The sequence below is a fragment of the Novosphingobium jiangmenense genome, assembly GCF_015694345.1.
In the GTDB taxonomy this organism is placed as follows: Bacteria; Pseudomonadota; Alphaproteobacteria; order Sphingomonadales; family Sphingomonadaceae; genus Novosphingobium; species Novosphingobium jiangmenense.
The window spans coordinates 546,626-566,190 of sequence record NZ_JADQDC010000001.1 but is presented as its reverse complement, the minus strand read 5'-3'; the positions used below and the strand labels follow the sequence as shown (position 1 = coordinate 566,190).

Annotated in this window: 19 protein-coding genes; 9 read left to right on the top strand and 10 right to left on the bottom strand. The window is 66.9% G+C overall.

All coding sequences use genetic code 11. The features are described 5' to 3' along the window. The first annotated feature begins 2 nt into the window (after window positions 1-2). The gene (locus I2488_RS02525; protein WP_196274219.1) at window positions 3-875 is read left to right on the top strand and encodes a tyrosine-protein phosphatase; all 873 of its coding nucleotides are present in this window, start codon (window positions 3-5) and stop codon (window positions 873-875) included. A gap of 116 nt (window positions 876-991) precedes the next feature. Then, entirely contained in the window at window positions 992-1,198 is a 207-nt protein-coding gene (locus I2488_RS02520; protein WP_196274218.1) for a hypothetical protein, read from the top strand. Window positions 1,199-1,202: 4 nt separating this feature from the next. Here I2488_RS02520 and I2488_RS02515 read toward each other — a convergent pair whose 3' ends face one another. From I2488_RS02515 to I2488_RS02495, 5 genes are read right to left on the bottom strand one after another with little or no spacing between them, the layout of a single operon-like run. After that, entirely contained in the window at window positions 1,203-2,003 is an 801-nt protein-coding gene (locus tag I2488_RS02515) for an SDR family NAD(P)-dependent oxidoreductase (protein WP_196274217.1), read from the bottom strand. A gap of 17 nt (window positions 2,004-2,020) precedes the next feature. Then, the gene (locus I2488_RS02510; protein ID WP_196274216.1) at window positions 2,021-2,812 is read right to left on the bottom strand and encodes an SDR family NAD(P)-dependent oxidoreductase; all 792 of its coding nucleotides are present in this window, start codon (window positions 2,810-2,812) and stop codon (window positions 2,021-2,023) included. 9 nt (window positions 2,813-2,821) lie between these two features. After that, a complete protein-coding gene (locus tag I2488_RS02505; RefSeq protein WP_196274215.1) occupies window positions 2,822-3,892 on the bottom strand; it encodes an alkene reductase in 1,071 nt (356 codons plus the stop codon). 5 nt (window positions 3,893-3,897) lie between these two features. Continuing rightward, window positions 3,898-4,527: a nuclear transport factor 2 family protein gene (locus I2488_RS02500; RefSeq protein ID WP_196274214.1), complete on the bottom strand. Its 630-nt coding sequence runs from the start codon at window positions 4,525-4,527 to the stop codon at window positions 3,898-3,900. Between the two features lie 11 nt (window positions 4,528-4,538). Then, the gene (locus tag I2488_RS02495) at window positions 4,539-5,072 is read right to left on the bottom strand and encodes a flavin reductase family protein (RefSeq protein WP_196274213.1); all 534 of its coding nucleotides are present in this window, start codon (window positions 5,070-5,072) and stop codon (window positions 4,539-4,541) included. A 140-nt stretch (window positions 5,073-5,212) separates the two neighbouring features. On the opposite strand from I2488_RS02495, the gene I2488_RS02490 reads away from it, so the two are divergent. The 3 genes from I2488_RS02490 to I2488_RS02480 all read left to right on the top strand — a co-directional run bounded on the left by I2488_RS02490 (window position 5,213) and on the right by I2488_RS02480 (window position 9,190). Further along, window positions 5,213-6,394: a helix-turn-helix transcriptional regulator gene (locus I2488_RS02490; RefSeq protein ID WP_246465421.1), complete on the top strand. Its 1,182-nt coding sequence runs from the start codon at window positions 5,213-5,215 to the stop codon at window positions 6,392-6,394. Between the two features lie 157 nt (window positions 6,395-6,551). Next, on the top strand, window positions 6,552-8,681 hold the full coding sequence (locus tag I2488_RS02485) for an oxidoreductase (protein WP_196274212.1): 2,130 nt from the start codon (window positions 6,552-6,554) through the stop codon (window positions 8,679-8,681). Between the two features lie 14 nt (window positions 8,682-8,695). Beyond that, window positions 8,696-9,190 carry an Lrp/AsnC family transcriptional regulator gene (locus I2488_RS02480; protein WP_196274211.1) on the top strand — a complete coding sequence of 165 codons (495 nt, stop codon included), beginning with the start codon at window positions 8,696-8,698 and terminating at the stop codon, window positions 9,188-9,190. Between the two features lie 227 nt (window positions 9,191-9,417). On the opposite strand, the gene I2488_RS02475 is transcribed toward I2488_RS02480, so the two are convergent. The 4 genes from I2488_RS02475 to I2488_RS02460 all read right to left on the bottom strand — a co-directional run bounded on the left by I2488_RS02475 (window position 9,418) and on the right by I2488_RS02460 (window position 14,804). Further along, window positions 9,418-10,842, bottom strand: coding sequence for an amidase (locus I2488_RS02475; RefSeq protein WP_246465420.1), 1,425 nt, complete (start codon window positions 10,840-10,842; stop codon window positions 9,418-9,420). 92 nt (window positions 10,843-10,934) lie between these two features. Beyond that, complete coding sequence (locus I2488_RS02470; protein WP_196274209.1) at window positions 10,935-12,008, bottom strand: Rieske 2Fe-2S domain-containing protein; 1,074 nt, start codon at window positions 12,006-12,008, stop codon at window positions 10,935-10,937. Window positions 12,009-12,250: 242 nt separating this feature from the next. Continuing rightward, window positions 12,251-13,117 (bottom strand): amidohydrolase family protein, encoded by an 867-nt coding sequence (locus tag I2488_RS02465; RefSeq protein ID WP_062345230.1) that lies wholly within the window; start codon window positions 13,115-13,117, stop codon window positions 12,251-12,253. Between the two features lie 4 nt (window positions 13,118-13,121). Then, window positions 13,122-14,804 carry a class I adenylate-forming enzyme family protein gene (locus I2488_RS02460; protein ID WP_196274208.1) on the bottom strand — a complete coding sequence of 561 codons (1,683 nt, stop codon included), beginning with the start codon at window positions 14,802-14,804 and terminating at the stop codon, window positions 13,122-13,124. 292 nt (window positions 14,805-15,096) lie between these two features. On the opposite strand from I2488_RS02460, the gene I2488_RS02455 reads away from it, so the two are divergent. Both I2488_RS02455 and I2488_RS02450 read left to right on the top strand, forming a co-directional pair. Beyond that, window positions 15,097-15,867, top strand: coding sequence for an SDR family NAD(P)-dependent oxidoreductase (locus tag I2488_RS02455; RefSeq protein ID WP_196274207.1), 771 nt, complete (start codon window positions 15,097-15,099; stop codon window positions 15,865-15,867). Next, entirely contained in the window at window positions 15,860-16,396 is a 537-nt protein-coding gene (locus I2488_RS02450; RefSeq protein WP_343070966.1) for a nuclear transport factor 2 family protein, read from the top strand. The genes I2488_RS02455 and I2488_RS02450 overlap by 8 nt, the downstream gene beginning before the upstream one ends. Before the next feature lie 137 nt (window positions 16,397-16,533). On the opposite strand, the gene I2488_RS02445 is transcribed toward I2488_RS02450, so the two are convergent. Beyond that, a complete protein-coding gene (locus I2488_RS02445; protein WP_196274206.1) occupies window positions 16,534-17,295 on the bottom strand; it encodes an SDR family NAD(P)-dependent oxidoreductase in 762 nt (253 codons plus the stop codon). A 159-nt stretch (window positions 17,296-17,454) separates the two neighbouring features. On the opposite strand from I2488_RS02445, the gene I2488_RS02440 reads away from it, so the two are divergent. Together I2488_RS02440 and folE are read left to right on the top strand one after the other, a co-directional pair. Next, window positions 17,455-18,933 (top strand): flavin-containing monooxygenase, encoded by a 1,479-nt coding sequence (locus I2488_RS02440; RefSeq protein ID WP_196274205.1) that lies wholly within the window; start codon window positions 17,455-17,457, stop codon window positions 18,931-18,933. 2 nt (window positions 18,934-18,935) lie between these two features. Then, entirely contained in the window at window positions 18,936-19,511 is a 576-nt protein-coding gene (gene folE, locus I2488_RS02435) for a GTP cyclohydrolase I FolE (protein WP_196274204.1), read from the top strand. Window positions 19,512-19,565 lie beyond the last annotated feature (54 nt).

Sequence of the window (19,565 nt, the reverse complement as noted above, 5' to 3'; positions counted from 1 at the left end):
CGATGCGGCAGCGGAGCGGTGTGATTGTCCTGGCGGCACTGGTTGCCGCGCTGACGGGCGGCGCGCCGCAACTTGCCGTTGCGCAGGCCGTGGCGAGCGGCGAAGTGGCGGCTTCGCTGCACCTCGCCACCGCGCCCAACTTCCGCGACATCGGCGGCTATCGCACGCGCGATGGGCACAAGGTGCGGCGCGGTCTGGTCTGGCGCTCGGACCAGATGAACCTGTTGAGCGAGGCCGACCTTGCCGCGATCGCGGCGCTGCATCCTGCCGCCATTGCCGACTTGCGCACGCAGACCGAGCGGACGCGCGAGCCTGATCGCCTGCCGGCGGGCGCGCGCTATGTCGTGCTCAATGTCGCGGCGGACAGCACGCAGTCGCTCGGCGGCGACATGCGCCTGGCCATGGCGCAGATCGCGCAGGGCAAGGGCGAGGCGCTGCTGGTGGAGGCGAACCGCGAATTTGTCACCCTGCCGAGCGCGCGGAAATCCTATGCCGAGCTGGTGCGGCTGATGATCGCGGCGGACGGGCCGGTGGTCTATCACTGCACCGCGGGCAAGGACCGCACCGGCTGGGCGACGGCGGTGGTGCTTTCGCTGCTGGGCGTGCCGCGCGAGACGATCATGCAGGACTATCTGCTGAGCAACGAACGGCTGGCCGCGAAGAATGCCGCGATCCTGTCGGGCCTGGCCAAGTCGCGCAGCACGCTCGATCCGGCGTTTCTCGAACCGGTCCTGACGGTGAAGCCCGCCTATATCGAGGCGGCCTTTGCCGAGGTCGAGCGCAGCTACGGCTCGTTCGACGGCTACGTTGCCAAGGGGCTCGGCCTGACCCGGCACGAGATTTCGTCGCTGCGCGCGAAGCTGCTCTCGCGCTGACCGGCACCGTTCCGGATTGGAACGGGAGATCTGAAAAATTTGTTGGGAACCAAAGGCTTGGATCGGAGTTTCAGGGCGTCGACACTTGCGCGTCCCGTTCTTCCGGATCCACTGCCTTGGCCAGCCTTTACGACCGCCATCACGGCAAACGCCCCGACACATCCGCGCCCGCACCTGCGCGCCACAACCGCGCCGTCATGGCCGCGTTCAAGCTGGCGGTGGCGATCAATGTCGCCGCCTGCCTCCTGCTTCTGCCCGACATCGTGCGAAGTGGCGATGCCGGGGTGAGCGATCAGCCGAGCGGCCACTTCAGCGGGTTCTAGATCCTCAACTGAACCAGGCGCCGCCGTTGACGTTGATCGTGCTGCCAGTGGCGAAGCTGGCATCGTCGCTGGCGAGATAGGCGACCGCGCCGGTCACTTCCTCCGGCTGGGCGAGGCGGTTCATCACGCTGTCGGCAGCGACGGCGGCTTTCACTTCCTCGGGCAGGGGCGCGTAGATCGGGGTTTCGGTCGCGCCCGGATTGACCGCGTTGACGCGGATGCCGCGCGGGGCCAGCTCGCGCGCCATGGCGCGGGTCATGCCGAGGACGGCGGCCTTGGCGGTGACATAGGGCACCGGGCCATTCCCGGCGAGCGCGGCGGTTGAGCCGATGTTGACGATGGAACCGCCGGTGCCTTGCTCGGACATGATCCGCACGGCGGCGCGGCTGCAGCGGAACGCGCCGTCGAGCGTGACCGCGAGGACGCGGCTCCAGCCTTCGTCGGCGCAGTGGATGGTCTGGTCGGCAAAGGCGGTCTCGTCGCCGCCGGCGCGCGCCGCTTGTCCGGCGTAGTATTCGGCCATGCCATCGCCGGGCGCGCTGCCGATGCCGGCATTGTTGACCAGCACGTCGACGCCGCCGAGCCTTTGCGCCACTTGCGCGAAGGCGGCATCGACCGAGGCCGTGTCCGAAACGTCGCAAGCGACGCCGATATGCGGCGCGCCCAGGACTTCGTCCGCCTTCTCTGCGGAGAGATCGAGCACGGCGACGACGGCGCCTTCATCGGCAAGACGCCGCGCGATGGCCGCGCCGATGCCCTGTGCGCCGCCGGTGACGACCGCGCGCTTTCCTTCCAGTCGCTTCATCTGCGCATTCCTCTATTTCAGGCCTCTACTTCAGGCCGCCAGGCGACGCCGTTGATGTGTCCGCCGCCATCGACGTAGAGCGTGTTGCCGGTCATGTAGCTCGATGCCTCGCTGGCGAGGAACAGTGCGACCGGGCCAATGTCGGCAGCGGCTTGCCCGAAGCGCCCGACCGGGACCTGGCCGAGGATCGCCTGCGCCATTTCCGGGTTCGCGTCGAAATAGTCGCGCGCGGCGGGGCTCAGGGCCGAGGGGCAGATGACGTTGGCGGTGATGCCGTGGGTGCCCCATTCGACCGCAGCAGTGCGGGTCAACGCGCGCACCGCTTCCTTGCTGGCGTTATAGGCTACGGTGAACATGTGCGCGTTGACGCCGTTCAATGAGCCGAGGTTGATGATCCGCCCATACTTCTGCGCCTTCATCAGCGGGAAGGCGGCGCGCATGGCCCAGAACGCCGACCAGTAGTTGAGCAGGAAGGCGCCTTCCATGTCCTCGTCGGTGTGGTTCTCGAAGCGCTTGGGGAAGCTGCCGCCGGCATTGTTGACGAGAATGTCGAGCCGCCCGAACGCGGCGGCGCAGGCCTCGATCATGGCATCAACCTCGCCGCGCGCGGTCACGTCGACCTGACGGGCGATGGCGTTGACGCCGTATGCCTCGCGCAAGTGGGCGGCTTCGGCCTCGGCGGCATCGAGATTGCGCTGGGCGATCATCACGTCTGCGCCTTCAGCGGCGAGTGCGCGGGCGATGCCCTGGCCGACGCCTTGTCCGCCGCCGGTGACGAGCGCGCTGCGCCCCTTGATCAGTCCTGCCATCGGTTCCTCTCAGCCCGCGAAGGGGTAGTCGGTATAGCCGCGCGCGTCGTCGCCGTGGCCGGTGTAGAAGGTGGTGCGGTCGCCCTTGGCGAGGGCTGCGCCGGAGCGGAAGCGCTCAACCAGATCGGGGTTGGCGATATAGGCGTAGCCGAACGAGACGGCCTCGGCCTTGCCTTCGCCGATCACGGCATTGGCCTTGTCGAGCGTGAGGCCGCAGTTTTCGATCACCGGGCCGGACCAGTTGGCGCGAACGAGTTCCAGCGAGTCGAAGCCCGCATTGGGAATGTGGATCAGGTGGCAGTAGGCAAGGCCCATGCCGTCCACGGCCTTAAGCAGCGTGGCGTAGGTCTCGGCAGGGTCGGCATCGGCCATGCCGTTGAAGGTGACGCCGGGGCAGATGCGAAAACCGACGCGGCCCGGGCCGATGGCTGCGGCAAGGGCGGAAAGCGTCTCGACCACGAAGCGGACGCGGTTTGCCGCGCTGCCGCCATAGGCGTCCTCGCGCTGGTTGGAGTTGGAGGAGAGGAACTGCATCGGCAGGTAGCCGGAGGCGCAGTGCAGCTCGACCGCGTCGATCCCGGCGGCGCGGGCATTGCGCGCGGCGGCGACGTATTCGGCGATGACGCCGGGGATCTCGTGCGCTGCCAGGGCGCGGGGCATTTCGGTGGCGACGGGGACGCCATCGGGTCCGGGGATTGGATCGGGGCAGGGGATCGCGCTGGGGGCAACGGTTTCGGCATCGTCCGCCTTGTTGGCGCGGACAGCGGCGCGGCCGACGTGCATCAGCTGCATGGCGATGAGGCCGCCTTGCCCATGGACCGCATCGGCCACCTTGCGCCAGCCTGCGACCTGCTCGCGCGAATGAATCCCCGGCGTGCGCCAGTAGCCCTTGCCATTGGGCGAGGGCTGGGTGCCTTCGGTGACGATAAGGCCCGCCGAGGCGCGCTGGCGGTAGTATTCGACCATGAGGTCGGTCGGCTCGTCATGCGGTCCGGCGCGGTCGCGCGTCATCGGGGCCATGACCACGCGGTTGCGCAATTCGAGATCGCCAATGCGGACGGGCGAGAAGACGTCGGCCATCCGGATCAGCTCCGCACGCGGGGCTTGGGCAGGGGGGCGCCACGACGCATCGTCTCGATGAACTTCTCGAGCGGGGCGGCGGGTTCGACCGGGCCGTCGTGCGGCTGGCCATTGCGCGCCCAGTAGGTCTTCCAGCTCGGGAACAGGTCATGGAAGCTGCCGTGATAGGGCGGCACGCCGGGCCAGCGCATCTTGCGGTCACCGACCGGCGACTTGTTGATGTCGCTGGCGTACCAGTAGAGCGGCAGGCGGCGGCGGAAGTACCAGCGACCGTCGATGCGCTCGTACTGGTCGAAGTACATCATCTGCATCAGCACCCATTCGGCGCCGCATTCGTGCTCGTTCTTGGAATAGACCACGCCCTGCGCATGGTCGGGATCGTCGAAATCGATGATGTGGCCGCCGATGTGGTGGCTGGTGCCGTCGAACTGCATCGAGTGGGTCTCGTCGAACCAGTCGCGCAGGGCCTTGCGCCCGCTTTTTCCGCCGCCGACGCGGACGTCCTCGGGGAACAGGTTCACCCAGGCATCGCCATCGCGCATGTCGAGCGCGAGCGAATACTTGGCGGGCAGCTGGCGGATCGCGTCGAGCGATTCCAGCCGGTCGATGCGGGCGAGGAGAGATGCGTCGGTCATGGGTCGTGCTTTCAGGAAAGGGGAGCGGGCCGGTAGAGCGAGCCGTTGGCCCAGCCGAGGATGTCGTCGCTGCCCGAGGTGATCAGGTCGTCGACCTCGCCCACCAGCAGGTCGTGCGTGCCGAAGCTGACGGACTCGCGGATCGTGCAGAAGATCGCGGCGGGGGCGTTGTCGATGTACCAGACGCCCCTGAGAGATTCTTTGGCATGCGCGTGGTGGACGTGCTGGCGCCAGTCGTCCTGCTTGAACCGCGTCCCGCGCGCGGCGGGATCGGCGAAAGGCGCGACGTGGCCGTCCTGTCCGGCCTGCAGCAGGTTGATGCAGAAGCGCCCGGCGCGCATCATCGCATCGTGCGCGCTGCCCGAACGGTTGACGCAGATCGCCATGGCCGGGGGATCGAGGCACACCGGCATCAGCGCCGACATGGCGAGGCCGACCGGATCGCCGCTTTCGGGATCGAAGCTGGTGACGATGCCGAGCGGTGCCGGCATGAAGCGCAGCACGCGCTTGAGACGGGCGTCGAGCGGTGGCGTGGTCTCGGTCAATCTGGCTCCCCTCGTTCCGGTGATCCGCGAACCTGGGGCGAATCCGGACTGCATGCAACGTTTGCGCTATGTTATAGACCTCGAGTTACGCAAATGCAAAGGTTCAAACCCCTTCGGTCCACGGTATGGCGCAATTCGCCATGGCTGCGCCATCGCAGTTGTCGGATTGCCCTTCGCTTGCCTATGCTGGTGCGATGGGCGGTGGCGCGATCGATAACGGATTTTCCGATGTTCTGGCCCGGCTCTATGCCGGTGTCGGCGAGACTCCGCCGTGGCGCGCGTTCCTCGAGGCGCTGGCGCGGTGGATGGACGCGAGCTTTGCCACGCTGATCATCACCGCTCCCGGCAAGCGCCAGCCCGCCACGTTCCTGACGCCGGGATCGGATGCCGAATTCGATGCCGCCTACACCGAGACGCTGTTTGCCGAGGACCCGTTCCAGGGCCTGCCCGACGGCGTGGTGACGTCCTATGCCGAGTTCATGGACGGGCTGTCGCCGGATGCCTTTGCCACTTATCGCGAGGCGATGGCGCGCAGCGGGTTCGATCAGGTGCTGGGGATCGACCTGCACTTTGGCGGGAGTGCGGGCGGAAGGCCGGACGAAGGGCGCTACGAGGCCCGCTTCCGCGTCAGCCGTCACAATTCGCTGCCCGATTTCACGCGCGAGGAGCGGGCGCGGCTGCAGGCGCTGGCGCAGCACCTGCGCATCGCCGTGACCCTGTTCGAGAAGCTGCAGTTTGCCGGGGCCGAACACGGCATGTTCCATGCGACCGCGCAAGGGCTGGGGCTCGCCCTGCTGGTGCTCGACCGAAATCGCCGCATCGTCAGCAGCAATGCGCTGGCCGAAAGCCTGATGGCCGAGGACGAAGGGCTGCGCAGGCGGGGCGAGGAGCTGGCCTTTGCCGATGGCGCGCATCAGAAACTGGTGGGCGAAGTCCTCGCCGATGCCTCGTCCGGCCCGCTCACCCGCTTTCGCATCGAGCGGCCCGTGCATGGCGATCTCGTCGTCACGGCAAGGCCGGTGGAATTGAGCGCGATCCATTCGGGCGCGGGGGCGCTGGCGCTGTTCCTGGCGCGGCCGAATCGCCAATCGGGGCCGGAGACCCGTCGCGACCCGCAGGGCCTTCGCGACCTGCTCGGGCTGACCATGGCCGAGGCGCGCCTTGCCGCGGTGCTGGGCGAGGGGATGAGCCTGGTCGAAGCGGCAAGGGCGCTGGGCATCGCGCACAACACCGCCAAAGTGCAGTTGCGCGCGGTCTTCGCCAAGACCGGGGTGCGGCGGCAGGCGCAGCTGGTGGCGCTGCTTGCGTCGCTGGGTGGATAGGTTTTGCGAAGTTCGCGCCAGCCCTATGGCTATTCCCCTTGAAAATCGTAATTCAATCGATCATGGATTACGCAATAAGCGATAAACACCGGGGGTGAAGGGTAAGGCGCGCATTGCGGTGCCTCGCTTCTCGCTCCGGTAGCACGGAGCTGCCCGAATGACCTCGAACCGCTACCCCCACCTGCTTTCGCCGGGCCGCATCGGCACGATGGAGACCCGCAACCGCATCGCCGTGGCCGCGATGGGGGTGAGCATGTCGGAAGACGACGGCACCGTGGGCGAGCGGATCATGGCCTACCACGAGGAGCAGGCCAAGGGCGGCGTCGGGCTGATCGTCTCGGGCGTGGCGGGCGTGGCCTGGCCGGTCGGCGCGGTGGCCATGGGGCAGACCGCGATCTCGGATGACCGCTTCATTCCCAAGCTGAAGGAAATGACCGACCGCGTGCACAAGCACGGCGCCAAGATTGCCGCGCAGCTGCATCATGGCGGGTTCGTGGCAGGCTATTCGTTCAACCGCTGGGGCCACAAGCTGTGGGGCCCGGCGGTGCCGCCCGCGCCCAAGGGCAGCTTCATCGACTACTTCCTGATGGAGGAGCTGCAGGCGCTGGCGGGCATGAAGATGCCGGAGCTGCACGTGCTGACGCAGGAGGACATCGATCTTGCCGTCAGCCAGTTCGCGCAAGGGGCGCGGCGGGCCAAGGAAGCGGGCTTTGACGGCGTGGAGATCCACGGCGGGCACGGCTACCTGCTGTCCTCGTTCACCTCGCCCTATACCAACACCCGCACCGACCAGTACGGCGGCAGCACCGAGAACCGCCTGCGCCTGACCTGCGACGTGATCCGCGCGATCCGCGCCGAAGTGGGCAAGGACTTCCCGGTGTGGATCAAGCTCGATTCGCGCGAAGTGGGCAAGCCCGGCGGCATCACGCTGGAACTCGCCAAGGAAGCGGCCAAGCTGGTCGAGGCGGCGGGCGTCGATGCGATTGCAGTGACGGCGTACCACGATACCGCCGTGGGCAAGCTCCATTCGGAATCGAACATCCCGCACATCGAGGACTGGAACCTCCCCGCCGCCAAGGCGATCCGCGAGGTGGTCTCGATCCCGGTGATCGGGGCTGGGCGCATCGAGGTGGATACCGCCGAGGCGACGATCGGCAAGGGCGAGGCGGACTTCGTTTCGATGGGCCGCAAGTTGCTCGCCGATCCGCACCTGCCGAGGAAGCTGACCCAGGGCGAGCCGGACAAGGTGCGCCCTTGCGTCTATTGCTACACCTGCGTCAGCGCGATCTACATGGGCGAGAGCGCGCGCTGTGCGGTGAACCCGGATCTCGGGCTGGAATTCAAGGGCGCGGTCAAGCCTGCCACGTCACCGCGCAAGTTCGCGGTGGTCGGCGGCGGCCCCGGCGGCATGGAATCGGCGCGCAGGCTGGCGGCGCTGGGCCACAAGGTGACGCTGATCGAGAAATCGGACCGGCTGGGCGGCACGCTGCGCTTTGCCAGCCTGGCCTATGAACCCAACGAGCGCGTGCTGGAATGGCTCAAGCGCGAAGTGGCCGAAGCGGGCGTGGAGGTGAAGCTTTCGACGCTGGCGACGCCCGAACTGCTGCGCTCGATCGGGGCCGAGGCGGTGATCGTGGCGAGCGGGGCGGTGCGCGGGATGCCTTCGATCCCCGGCAACGATCAGGACCACGTCTATTCGGGCGATGACATGCGCGGCATGATGCTGGGCGAGGACAGCGCCGAACTGAAGCGCAAGACCGGGCTGTTCACGCGGCTGGCCACCAAGGTCGGCGCGGCGACCGGGGCGACCGCCAACCTCGCGCTGGTGCGCAAGGCGACGCATGCGTGGATGCCGCTGGCCGACAGCGTGACGATCATCGGTGGCGAGCTGGTCGGCCTCGAACTCGCCGAATTCCTCAGCGAGCGCGGGCGCACCGTCAACGTGATCGAGGAAGCGCCGCGGTTGGGCAAGGGGCTGACGCTGGTGCGCCGCATGCGGATCATGTCGGAACTGGCCGAACACGGCGTCGGCCTGCACGGCGGGGCGAGCAACATCGTCATCGGCAAGGACAGCGTGAGCTTCACCAACATCGCGGGCGAGCAGGTGAGCGTGCCGGCGGGCAACGTCATCGTCGCCAAGGGAGCCGAGGGCGACCTGTCGCTGGCCGAGAGCCTACGCGCGGCCGGGTTCGATGTCCGCGCGGTGGGCGATGCCAACGGCGTCGGCTATATCGAAGGCGCCATGCGCGGCGCGGCAGATGCCGTGCGCGAGCTCGCCGGGGCCTGAGGGACCGCCCGCCAATGGCCGCGCCCACGCTCGACGCCACCGACCGTCAGCTGATCGAGATGCTGTCGAGCGATGCGCGCGTGTCCAACCGCAAGATCGCGGTGGCCCTCGGGGTGACCGAGGGCACCGTGCGCGGGCGGATCAAGCGGTTGCAGCAGGAGGGGCTGATTGCCTTCACCGCGATCACCGGCTTCGATGTGGGCCAGCGCGCGCGCCTCGCCTTCATCAACATCAAGGCCGATGTCCACCGCGTGCGCGAAGTGGCGCAGGCCGTGGCGGATACGCCGGGGATCAACGCGGTGCTGATCACCATGGGCCAGCTCAACATCACCGCGATCTGCCTGATCGAGGAACTCGACACGCTGGTCGAACTCGCCTCGGACCAGATCCTGGCGATCGAGGGGGTGCACCACGTCGAAACCTCGATCGCGGTGCGCACGGCCAAGTACAATTCGCGCATGGCCAAGATCACCCGGCCTGCCGTCATCGAGGACGATGACGGGGCCTGAGTGATTGGGGCCTGAGTGATCTGGCCTGTGTGTTGGCGCTAATGTCTTTTGTAAGCACAACCATCGTAAACCCACCCCCGCCCCTCCCTTGAGGGAGGGGAGCGAGACTTGGCGCACTGCTGGTGCGCCTTAGTCGCAGCGGGGAGGGTTTCCGAACCTGACGGGTTTGCAAAAGATGCAATTCCCCGGAGGTCGGTTTCTCAATGTTGGCGCTCTAGGGGCGAAGGTCAGACCTTCGCCCGTCGTCCTGCCCAGGGCGCGGCCTTCTCCACCTGTCCGGCGAGGCGGAAGAGGAGGCCTTCATCGCCGAAGCGGCCGGTGACCATCACGCCGATGGGCAGGCCGTCCTTCGACATGGCAAGCGGCAGCGACATCGAGGGCTGGCCGGTGCCGTTGTAGATGCCGGTGAACGCGGTGAAAGTGCCGACCTCGCGGCCCCAGTCCATCATGCTGCGCCCGGTATCGAGGCCGATGTGGCCAAGCGGCAGCGGCGGCGCGGAGAGGGTGGGCGAGAGGATCACGTCGTAGCGTTCCATGAACTGCGCGATGGTCACGGCGGCGGCCTGATAGGCGTTGTTGCCGCGCGCGAAGTCCATGCCGGTGTAGCTCTTGCCCATGGCGATCATGTCGAGCGTGGTACGCTCGACCACGTCGGGGCCGAGTTCGATGCCCAGCGCCTTGGCGCGGTCGATGCAGTCGGCAGCAACCGAGGAGGCCATCAGCGCGAAGCTGCTGGCGCCGATCACGGCCATGTCGATCTTCGGCGCCGCTTCCTCGACATGGTGGCCGAGGCCTTCGAGCAGCCTTGCCGCCGCGCGCGTGGCTTCGACCACTTCGGGATCGACCGGGGCGCCGGAGTAGGGGCTGAGCATCAGTGCGATGCGGAGCTTGCCCGGATCGCGGTCGACTTCTTGCAGGTAGGGCCGCTCCGGCGTCGGGGCGCTGTAGCGCGAGCCTGCTTCCAGCCCATGGGTCGCATCGAGGATCGCGGCGGAATCGCGCACGGTGCGGCTGACCGCGTGGTGGACCGACATGCCGCCCCATCCTTCGGTGCGGGCAGGGCCCATCGGCACGCGACCGCGCGAGGGCTTGAGGCCGAACAGGCCGCAGGCCGACGCCGGAATGCGGATCGAGCCGCCGCCGTCGGTGGCATGGGCTGCAGGGATCACGCCTGCCGCCACGGCAGCCGCCGCGCCGCCGGACGAGCCGCCCGCGATGCGCTCAGGGTTCCACGGATTGCGCGTGGGGCCCTTCAGCACGCTTTCGGTCGTGCCGGTGAGGCCGAATTCGGGCGTGGTGGTCTTGCCGAAGATGACGAAGCCGGCGCGCTCGATCCGGCGCACCAGTTCCGAGGTCACGCTGGCGCGCTGGCCCTTGTAGAGGCGGCTGCCGTTTTCAGTGACTTCGCCGGCGATGTAGGTGTTGAGGTCCTTGAGCAGCCACGGCACGCCGCTGAACGGACCTTGCGGCAGGCCCGCCGCAAGGGCCTTGCGGGCGTAGTCGTAGTGCTTCTGCGCCATGAAGTTGAAGCGCGGGTTCAAGGCCTCGGCCCGGCCGATGGCTGCTTCGAGCAGTTCGGTGGGCGAGACCTTGCGCGCCTTGACCAGCGCGGCAAGCCCGAGGGAGTCATGGGTATCGAGCACGTCGTTCATGCTTCCCGCTTTCGCTTTGGATTCAGTTGCGAGGCCGGCGGTTGCGGCAAGCGCAATTCCGCCAGCGAGGGCTTCCCGTCTGGTCGTTTTCATCACTTCACGTAGTACCGCGAATAGTACTTGCGGAACTGCGCGATCGGGCCGTCGCCCTCGCAGATCAGGGCGTTGGGTTCGAACTTCTGGCGGTCCCAGATGACCTTGTCCTGATCGAACTGCTTGCAGATGTCGCGGATGATCGCGCGGGCGACGCCTGCCCGTTCGCCTTCGGCCTGGGCCTTGGGCTGGGTGAAGCAGAAGCGGACGTGGACGTGATCGAGCTCGACCGGGGTGAGGCAGGCGACGAGCAGGGTTTCGGAAATGCCGGTGAAGCGCGTCCAGCTTTGCCCTGGGCCCATCGTGTCATAGCTGATCTGGCCGTCGACCTCGCCCCACGGCGTGCCCATCTTGGCCTTCACGTCGGCCCCGCGGCCCCATTCGCCCCAGCGCAGATCGCCCAGCGGCACGTTGGCGGTGCCGTGGATGTACTTGAAGTGGGCAACGTCGACGCCGTTCTCGGCCATGTTCTGGATGGAACCGTAGACGTTCCATTCGTAGATGTCGTAGTCGGTCCACTCCGGGTCGGTCGCCTCGGGCAGGTGGACGACGTCGAACAGCGGCGCGGCGTCCTCGGGGTGATACCACACCCAGATCCAGCGGTTGGCTTCGGTGACGTGCCAGGTGCGGGTGCACTTGCGCTTGACCTGCGGCGGGATCGACTTCGAGTAGGGGATCTCCTTCACGGTCCCTTCCTCGCCATCATAGCGCCAGGCGTGGAACGGGCATTCGAGCAGGTTGCCCGAAACCTTGCCGCCATGGCCCATGTGGGCGCCCAAGTGCTTGCAGTAGGCGTCGATCACGCGGACCTTGCCGTCCTCGCCGCGCCACATCGCCAGGTCCTGCGAGAAATAGCGCAGCGGCTTGACCTCGCCCACGGCGAGGCTGGCGGAAAGGTCGACCGGATACCAGCCAAGCGGGAAGCCGATGTCGAGGTTGCGCTCTGCCACCGAGGCGCGGCCCGGAACCGGCGCGGTGCGCCAGTCGATCAGGTCCTGGCCCTTGAGCTTTTCGAGAATCTGCCAGACCGCGACGGGAGCGGTGCGGGCATCTGTGGCCACTGGATCGCTCATGTTTTCACTCCTGAATCGCCGTGGCGGGGGTTGTCTCCGCGACGGCACTTTCCTGCGGTAGGAGCAGACTTCCCGGCTCCCTGGGATTGCGGTTCGGACTTTGACGGTCCGTTCAAACTCATCGTCATCCTGAACTTGTTTCAGGATCCATTTTGCCGATCAGGCCGCCGCTTGTGTCGAGAGATGGACCCTGAAACGAGTTCAGGGTGACGCAGTGCGGTGGGGATGGTCAGGCGCACGACCTAAAGCCCGAAGACCTTCATCGCGTTTTCGCGGAGGAACTTGGGCCACACCTCGTCCTTGAACGGAACGTTCTGCATGTCGGACATGATGCGATCGAGGCTGAGGCCCATCGGGAAGTACCCGGCGTAGATCACCTTGTCGGCGCCACGCGTGTTGGCGTAGTCGATGATCGCCTTGGGGTAGTGCTTGGGCGCGAAGGCGCTGGTCGAATAGTAGAGGTTCGGCCACTTGAGCATGAGTTTGACCGCGAGCGCTTCCCACGGCTCGGCGCCGTGGCGCATCACCACCTTGAGTTCGGGGAAGAACCAGCAGACCTCGTCGAGATGCTCGACCTTCTGCGTCTCCATCGGGATGCGCGGGCCGGGAATGCCGACGTTGAGCAGGATCGGCAGGCCGAGTTCCTCGCAGGCGGAGTAGATCGGCCACATGTACTTGTGGTTGATCGCCACCTGCGGGAGCGTACCCGAGGGGAAGACCGAGACGGCGGAGAGGCCGACTTCGGCGTGGATGCGCTTGATCCGGCGGACTTCCTCGGTGCCGTTGTTGGGGTTGACCGGCAGGTCGAAGAAGAAGCGGTCGGGGTAGAGCTCCTTGGCGCGGTACGAGGTTTCGTTCTCGTTCCAGCCGACGAGGGCCTTCTCGACGTTGTGCTTGTCCATCTGCGCGACGGTCCAGGCGAGGTAGTCGTCCTGCTTGCCCGACTGCGGGATGTCCTTGAACATGTACTGCGCGGGCATGGCGAACTGGCCCAGCGTCTGCTTGTCCTTGATCAGCGGACGGAACGGCGCGAACCATTCGGCGCGGTCCTCGGCATCGGGAATGCCGAGCATGCAGTCGATGATGCCGATGTTGGTGGGCATGGCCATTTCGTTATTCTCCAGAGAGTTCCGGCCACAACTTGCGCAGGGCGATCTTGTCGACCTTGCCCAGCGCGTTGCGCGGCAACGGGGTGGTGGTGACGGCGACGCGGGTCGGCGCCTTGTAGCGGGCGAGGCGGGCGGCGACCCATTCGATCACGCCGGCTTCATCAATGTTGGGAGCGATGACGACCGCGACGAGGCGTTCGCCGAGGCGTTCGTCGGGCAGGCCGAAGGCGGCGCATTCGGTGAGGCCGGGGATCGTGCCGAGCACGCGCTCGACCTCGGCGCAGTAGATGTTCTCGCCGCCCGAGATGACCATGTCCTTCTTGCGGTCGACGATGAAGACGTAGCCGTCCTCGTCGACGATCCCGACATCGCCGGTGCGCAGCCAGCCGTCCTGGGTCAGCACGGCGGCGGTGTCCTCGGGCCGGTTCCAGTAGCCGGACATGACCTGCGCCCCGCGCACGACGATCTCGCCGGTCTCGCCGGGGGGCAGGATCGTGCCGTCAGCGGCTTCGATGCGCACTTCGACCATCGACAGCACGCGCCCGGCAGCGGCGGGGCGGGCCATGAATTCGGGGCCGACTGCCTGCGCGATCGCGCCCGAGCATTCGGTCATGCCATAGCCGGTGCCGATCTGCGCGTGCGGGCACAGTGCGTGGACTTCCTCGACAAGGTTGACCGGCAGGGCCTGTCCGCCGCAGCCGATGTTGCGCAGTGAGGATAAGCTGGTGCCGTCGATGCGGGCGCGGTGGAGGATGTCCCACAGCATGGTCGGCACCGCGCTGAACATCGAGATCTGTTCGGCGGCGATCAGGCGGGCGGCTTCCTCGGCGTCCCAGCGGCGCATGATCACCACCTTGCCGCCGCCGAGGAACGGCGAGAGGAAGCCCGAGCCGAGGCCGGAGACGTGGAACAGCGGATAGACCAGCAGCGAGGCCTGCTGCGGCATCTGCGCGATCAGCGCCTCGGGCGTGGTGCCCATCTGCGCGGCCATGTTGCCGAGCACGACCATGCCCGACATCTGCGTGGACATCAGCCCGGTGATCACGTTGCGATGCGAAAGGACTGCGCCCTTGACCCGGCCGGTGGTGCCCGAGGTGAACAGGATGGCACAAGGGTCGGTGGGCTTGGCCACGCCCGGATCGGGCATCGCTTCGGCGGTGCGGCGGGCGAGTTCGTCGGCGTCGAACGGCCTGGTCAGGTCCAGCACGCGGCCCTTGAAGCCGGACTCGCGGATCGCGGCAGCGCGCTCGCTGTCGGCCAGCACGACGGCGGGGTCGACGTCCTCGAGCATCCCCAGCACTTCGGGGCCGGAGCCGCGGCTGTTGACCAGCACGGCAACGCCGCCGGCCTTCATCACGGCGAGGAAGGCGATAAGCCATTCGGCGCGGTTGCGCATGGCGATGGCGACGCGGTCCCCGCGCGCGATGTGCAGGATCGGCACCAGCTGGTCGCGCCAGGCGAAGACCTGATCGTAGGACATGCGGCGCTCGGCACCCGCGCTGTCGAAATCGACCACGCAAGTGCGGTCGCCAAAGCGGCGGGCGGATTCGATCAGCAGGTTGAGATCGGGCGGCGCGGCAACGAACTGGCGCAGGCCTTCACGCTCGCCGATCTCGAACGGGGAGCCGGGGCCGGTGACGCGGGCCAGCACCTGTGCGGGCGTGGGTGCATCGACGGCCGCGCTCATGCTGCGTCCCTTGCGCGCCGGTGATGCATTGAACTTCTCCCATCGAATCGATGCATGCCATCGTTTGACATAGCTCTATGCCAGCATTTGCGGATTTGGAAGTGATAAATTTTGCGCATTGTCGGTTTTTGGGCGCGTTTCGGCCCGGATGCGCAGAATTGCGTCGGTTCCTCTCCGCGATTGCACCGTTCCTGCCCGATTGCACCGCGAGTGCCATCTTGTGCGGGGGTGCGGTTGCGGCAGGCGGGGGGGCTTGGCAGTCTTGGCGCAACGACAGAGGCAGGAGAGCGTAATGGCAGGTCAGTTTCCCGATGGCGCGGTGATCGTGTTCGGCGGCAGCGGCGGATTGGGGCGCGGCGTGGCGGTCGAGTTCGGCAAGGAAGGCTCGGACGTGGCGATCGTCTACCGCTCCAAGCAGGCCGTGGCCGAGGAAGCGGCGGCGCAGATCGCGGCGATGGGTCGCAAGGTCACGATCCACCGCGCCGACGTGCGCGAACGGGCGCAAGTGCAGGCGGTGTTCGCCGAGGCCGTCGCCGCGCATGGCCGCGTACATACCGTGGTGTGGGGGGCAGGGCCGGTGGTGCCGCAAGTCCACATCGGCGACTGGACCGAACAGATGTTCCGCGATTCGATGGAGATCGAGGCGTTCGGCTTCAACAACGCGGTCCACACTGCGCTGCCGCACATGCGCGAGAACGGCGGCGGCAGCTTCGTGCATCTGGGTTCTGCCGGACATGACTGGTGGCCGGCGCAGGACGGGCTCTCGGTTGCGCCCAAGGCCTGCAACGAGGCCTTGATCAAGGGCATCGCCAAGGAAGAGGGCAAGTTCAACATCCGCGCCAATACGGTGCTGGTCGGCGTGATCGATGCCGGGCAGTTCAAGGTCCACAAGGAAGTGGGCACGTTCACGCCGGAATGGGAAGCGGCGGTCAAGGCGATGCTGCCGCTGGGCCGCTGGGGCGCGCCCGAGGACATCGGCCAGGCGGCGGTCTACTTCGCCTCGGCGCGCGGCAACTACGTTACCGGGCAGACGATCTCGGTCTCGGGCGGGTTCGGTGTCTGAGCATCCGCTTGCCCCCAAGGTGATTTCGGCGGACGAGGTGGCAACGCGCATGGCGCTGCGCCACCTCGTCGACGCCTATGGCCACGGCATCGACCGGCGCGACTGGGACCTGCTGCGCACGCTCTATCACGACGATGCGGTGGACGATCACACGCCTTACTATTGCGGCTCCGCCAGCGGCTACATCGACTGGCTGCCGGGGATGATGGCCAACTGGCGCGCCACCATGCACACCGCGTTCACGCAGCTGCTGGTGGTGGACGGGGACCGGGCCGAGGGCGAAGTGACCGCGCGGGCGTGGCACCTGACGCTCGATGGGGCGCGACAGTTCGTGGCGTGGGGGCGCTATGCCGATCACTACGAACGGCGCGATGGCGTGTGGCGGTTCGCGAAGCGCTCGTTCGTTCTGGACCATGCCGAGGATTTGCCGGCGAATGTGGGGGATGATTTCGGCAGCGAGGGTGTCGGCACCGGGCGCGCCGGGGCGGATGATCCGGTGTTCGCACGGTTGGGGATGTTCGGGCGCTGATTGCCCACCCCGCTGCGACTAACTTCACTGCGTTCAGTAAGTCTCGCGGCCCTCCCGCCTGCGGGAGGGCAGGAACAGGTCTTTGAACTCCCCTCCCGCAAGCGGGAGGGGTCGGGGGTGGGCAAGCGCGCGACCCCTCAGTCGAAGTTCGCTTGGCCGCCATCCAGCGGGATCGTCGCGCCGGTGAGGTAGCCGAGGTCCTGGCGGCACAGGGCGACGATGGCGCGGCCGATGTCTTCTTCCAGCTTGCCGATGCGGCCCAGCGGAATGGTCTTGAAGAAGGCGCGCGCTTCCTCGGGGTTGTTTTCGAGCCACCACTTGAGACCGGGCGATTCCGCGTGGGGGGCGATGGTCAGGGCGCGGATGCCTTCGGCGCCCCATTCGGCGGCGGCGGCGCGGGTCAGCGAGCGGATCGCCTGCTTGACCGCGGCATAGGCGCCATAGCCGGTCATGTCCCAGCGAATGCCGGCCGAGGAGCAGAAGTTGAAGATCGTGCCGCCGCCGCGCGCCGCCATATGCGGGCGGGCGAGCTTCATCAGGCGGTGCGTGGCGAGCGGGCCGGATTCGAACCCGGCGAGGAAGGCCTCGTCGGTCACGTCGGCAAGCTTGCCGAGCGGCACTTCCTGCGCATTGTTGACGAGGATATCGAGCCCGCCGAACGTGGCGACGGTCTGGTCGACCATGCTCGCCAGATCGGCGGCGTCCTTGACGTTGCCTTCAAGCGGCAGGGCCTTGCCGCCGCGCTCGGTGATCAGGCGCGCGGTTTCCTCGACCTTGGCGAGCGTGCGTCCGGTGATCGTCACGGCGACGCCTTCGCTGGCCAGCGCCAGCGCGACGCCCTGGCCCACGCCCTGCCCGCCACCGGTGACGAGCGCTACCTTGCCTGCGAGTTCAGTCATGGCTCTCCCTTTCGATTCCGTTTGCGCAAGGCCTATCCTGACGGATAATGCGTAGCAACAGGAAATAAGAATTACGCGTAACACGTTCGGGTGATGAAACCCGATGCTCTTGCGGAGAGTGTCGCATCACTCGATACGAATCACCGGGATGGGATGAGAATGACTGAAAACAACGGACAGCGCCGTTTGCGCTATGCGATCATTGGCGCAGGGATGTCGGGCGTGATGGCCGCGATCAAGCTGCTGCAGCGCGGCGATGCCGATTTCCAGGTGTTCGAGAAGGGCGCCGAACTCGGCGGCACCTGGCGCGACAACCGCTATCCGGGGCTGACCTGCGATACGCCCTCGCACGCCTACAGCTACAGCTTTGCCCTGAACCCTGACTGGAGCCAGTATTACGCGACCGGCGCCGAGATCCATGCCTACTTCAAGGGCGTGGCCGAACGTTTCGGCGTGATGCCCTACATCCGCTTCAACAGCGAAGTTACCTCCTGCACCTTCGACGATGCGAAGAAGACCTGGACGCTCGGCATCGTCGACGGTTCTGCTTACGAGGCGGACGTGGTGATCGTGGCGACCGGCGTGCTGCATCATCCCAAGATGCCCGACCTGCCGGGGCTGGAGACGTTCAAGGGCAAGGCGTTCCATTCGGCGCGCTGGGACGACAGCGCGGTGCTCGATGGCGCACGGGTGGGCGTGATCGGCTGCGGGTCGACCGGCATCCAGATCGTCAACGCGCTGAGCACGCGGGCTTCGAAGCTGGTGCATTTCCAGCGCTCGCCGCAGTGGATCATGCCGGTGGTGCAGTTCGAATATACCCCCGAACAGCGCGCCGCCTTTGCCGCCGATCCCTCGCTGATCGAGGCGATCCGCAACGATCCGCAGTATTGGGAAGCGGTCTATCGCTTCACCGAGGGCGTCACCGATTTCACCAGCCCGCAGATCAAGGAAATCGAGGAGCTGTGCCGCCAGAACCTCGAACAGAACGTGCGCGATCCGGAACTGCGCGAGAAGCTGCGCCCGGATTACCACGCCGCGTGCAAGCGCCTGATCTATTCGTGGGAATACTACGACTGCGTGCAGCGCCCCGGCGTTTCGGTGGAAGTGGGCCAGATCGACCGCGTGGTGCCCGAGGGCGTGCTGATGAAGGACGGCACGCTGCATGAGCTTGACGTGCTGGTGCTGGCGACCGGCTTCCGCGCCGACAGCTTCATCCGTCCGGCGGTGGTGACGGGCCGCGAGGGGCGCTCGCTCGACGAGTTCTGGGCGACCCGGCCGACCGCGCACTATGCCATCGCCATGCCTGATTTCCCGAACTTCTTCATGCTCAACGGTCCCGGCGCGCCGGTGGGTAACTTCCCGCTGATCGACATTGCCGAGCGGCAGTGGGAGTATATCGAGCAGCTGCTCGAACCCGTGCGGCGGGGCGAGGCGCGGACGGTGGAGCCGCTCGAGCCGGCCTATCAGGCCTATGAGGCGCGGCGCATCGCGGCGGCCAAGAAGACGATCTTCGGTTCGGGCTGCACCAGCTGGTATCTCGACAAGACCGGCATTCCCGCCACCTGGCCCTGGGGCTACCACGACTTCGCCAATGCCATGGCCAAGCCGGTGGCCGAAGAGTTCGCGTTCGCGGCCTGAGCATGGGAGACAAGCCGCACGTGCCTGCCGAGGTGGAGCAGGCTATCGCTACGCTGATCCGCTGGGCGGGGGATGACCCCGCCCGCGAGGGCCTGCTCGATACGCCAAAGCGCGTGGCGCGGGCGTGGCGCGAATATTGCCAGGGCTATGCCGAGGACCCGGCGGCGCACCTCTCGCGCCAGTTCGAGGAAGTGGGCGGATATAACGAACTGGTGCTGCTGAAGGACATTCCCTTCCAGAGCCATTGCGAGCACCACATGGCGCCGATCATCGGCAAGGCGGCCATCGCTTACCTGCCGCGCGACAAGGTCGTGGGCATCTCCAAGCTTGCCCGCGTGCTCCATGCCTATGCGCGGCGGTTGCAGATCCAGGAGCGGCTGACCGCGCAAGTGGCGCAGTGCATCTGGGACAACCTGCGTCCGCACGGCGTGGCGGTGGTGATCGAAGCGCAGCACGGCTGCATGACCGGCCGCGGCGTGCGCACGCCGGGCGTGGGCATGGTGACGAGCCGTATGATGGGCACCTTTCTTGAAGACAACCGCAGCCGCAAGGAAGTGCTGAGCCTGATGGGCTATTGAGGCCGGTTGCCGCCGATCCATATTCGGACTACATTCAGTCCGAATATGGATGGA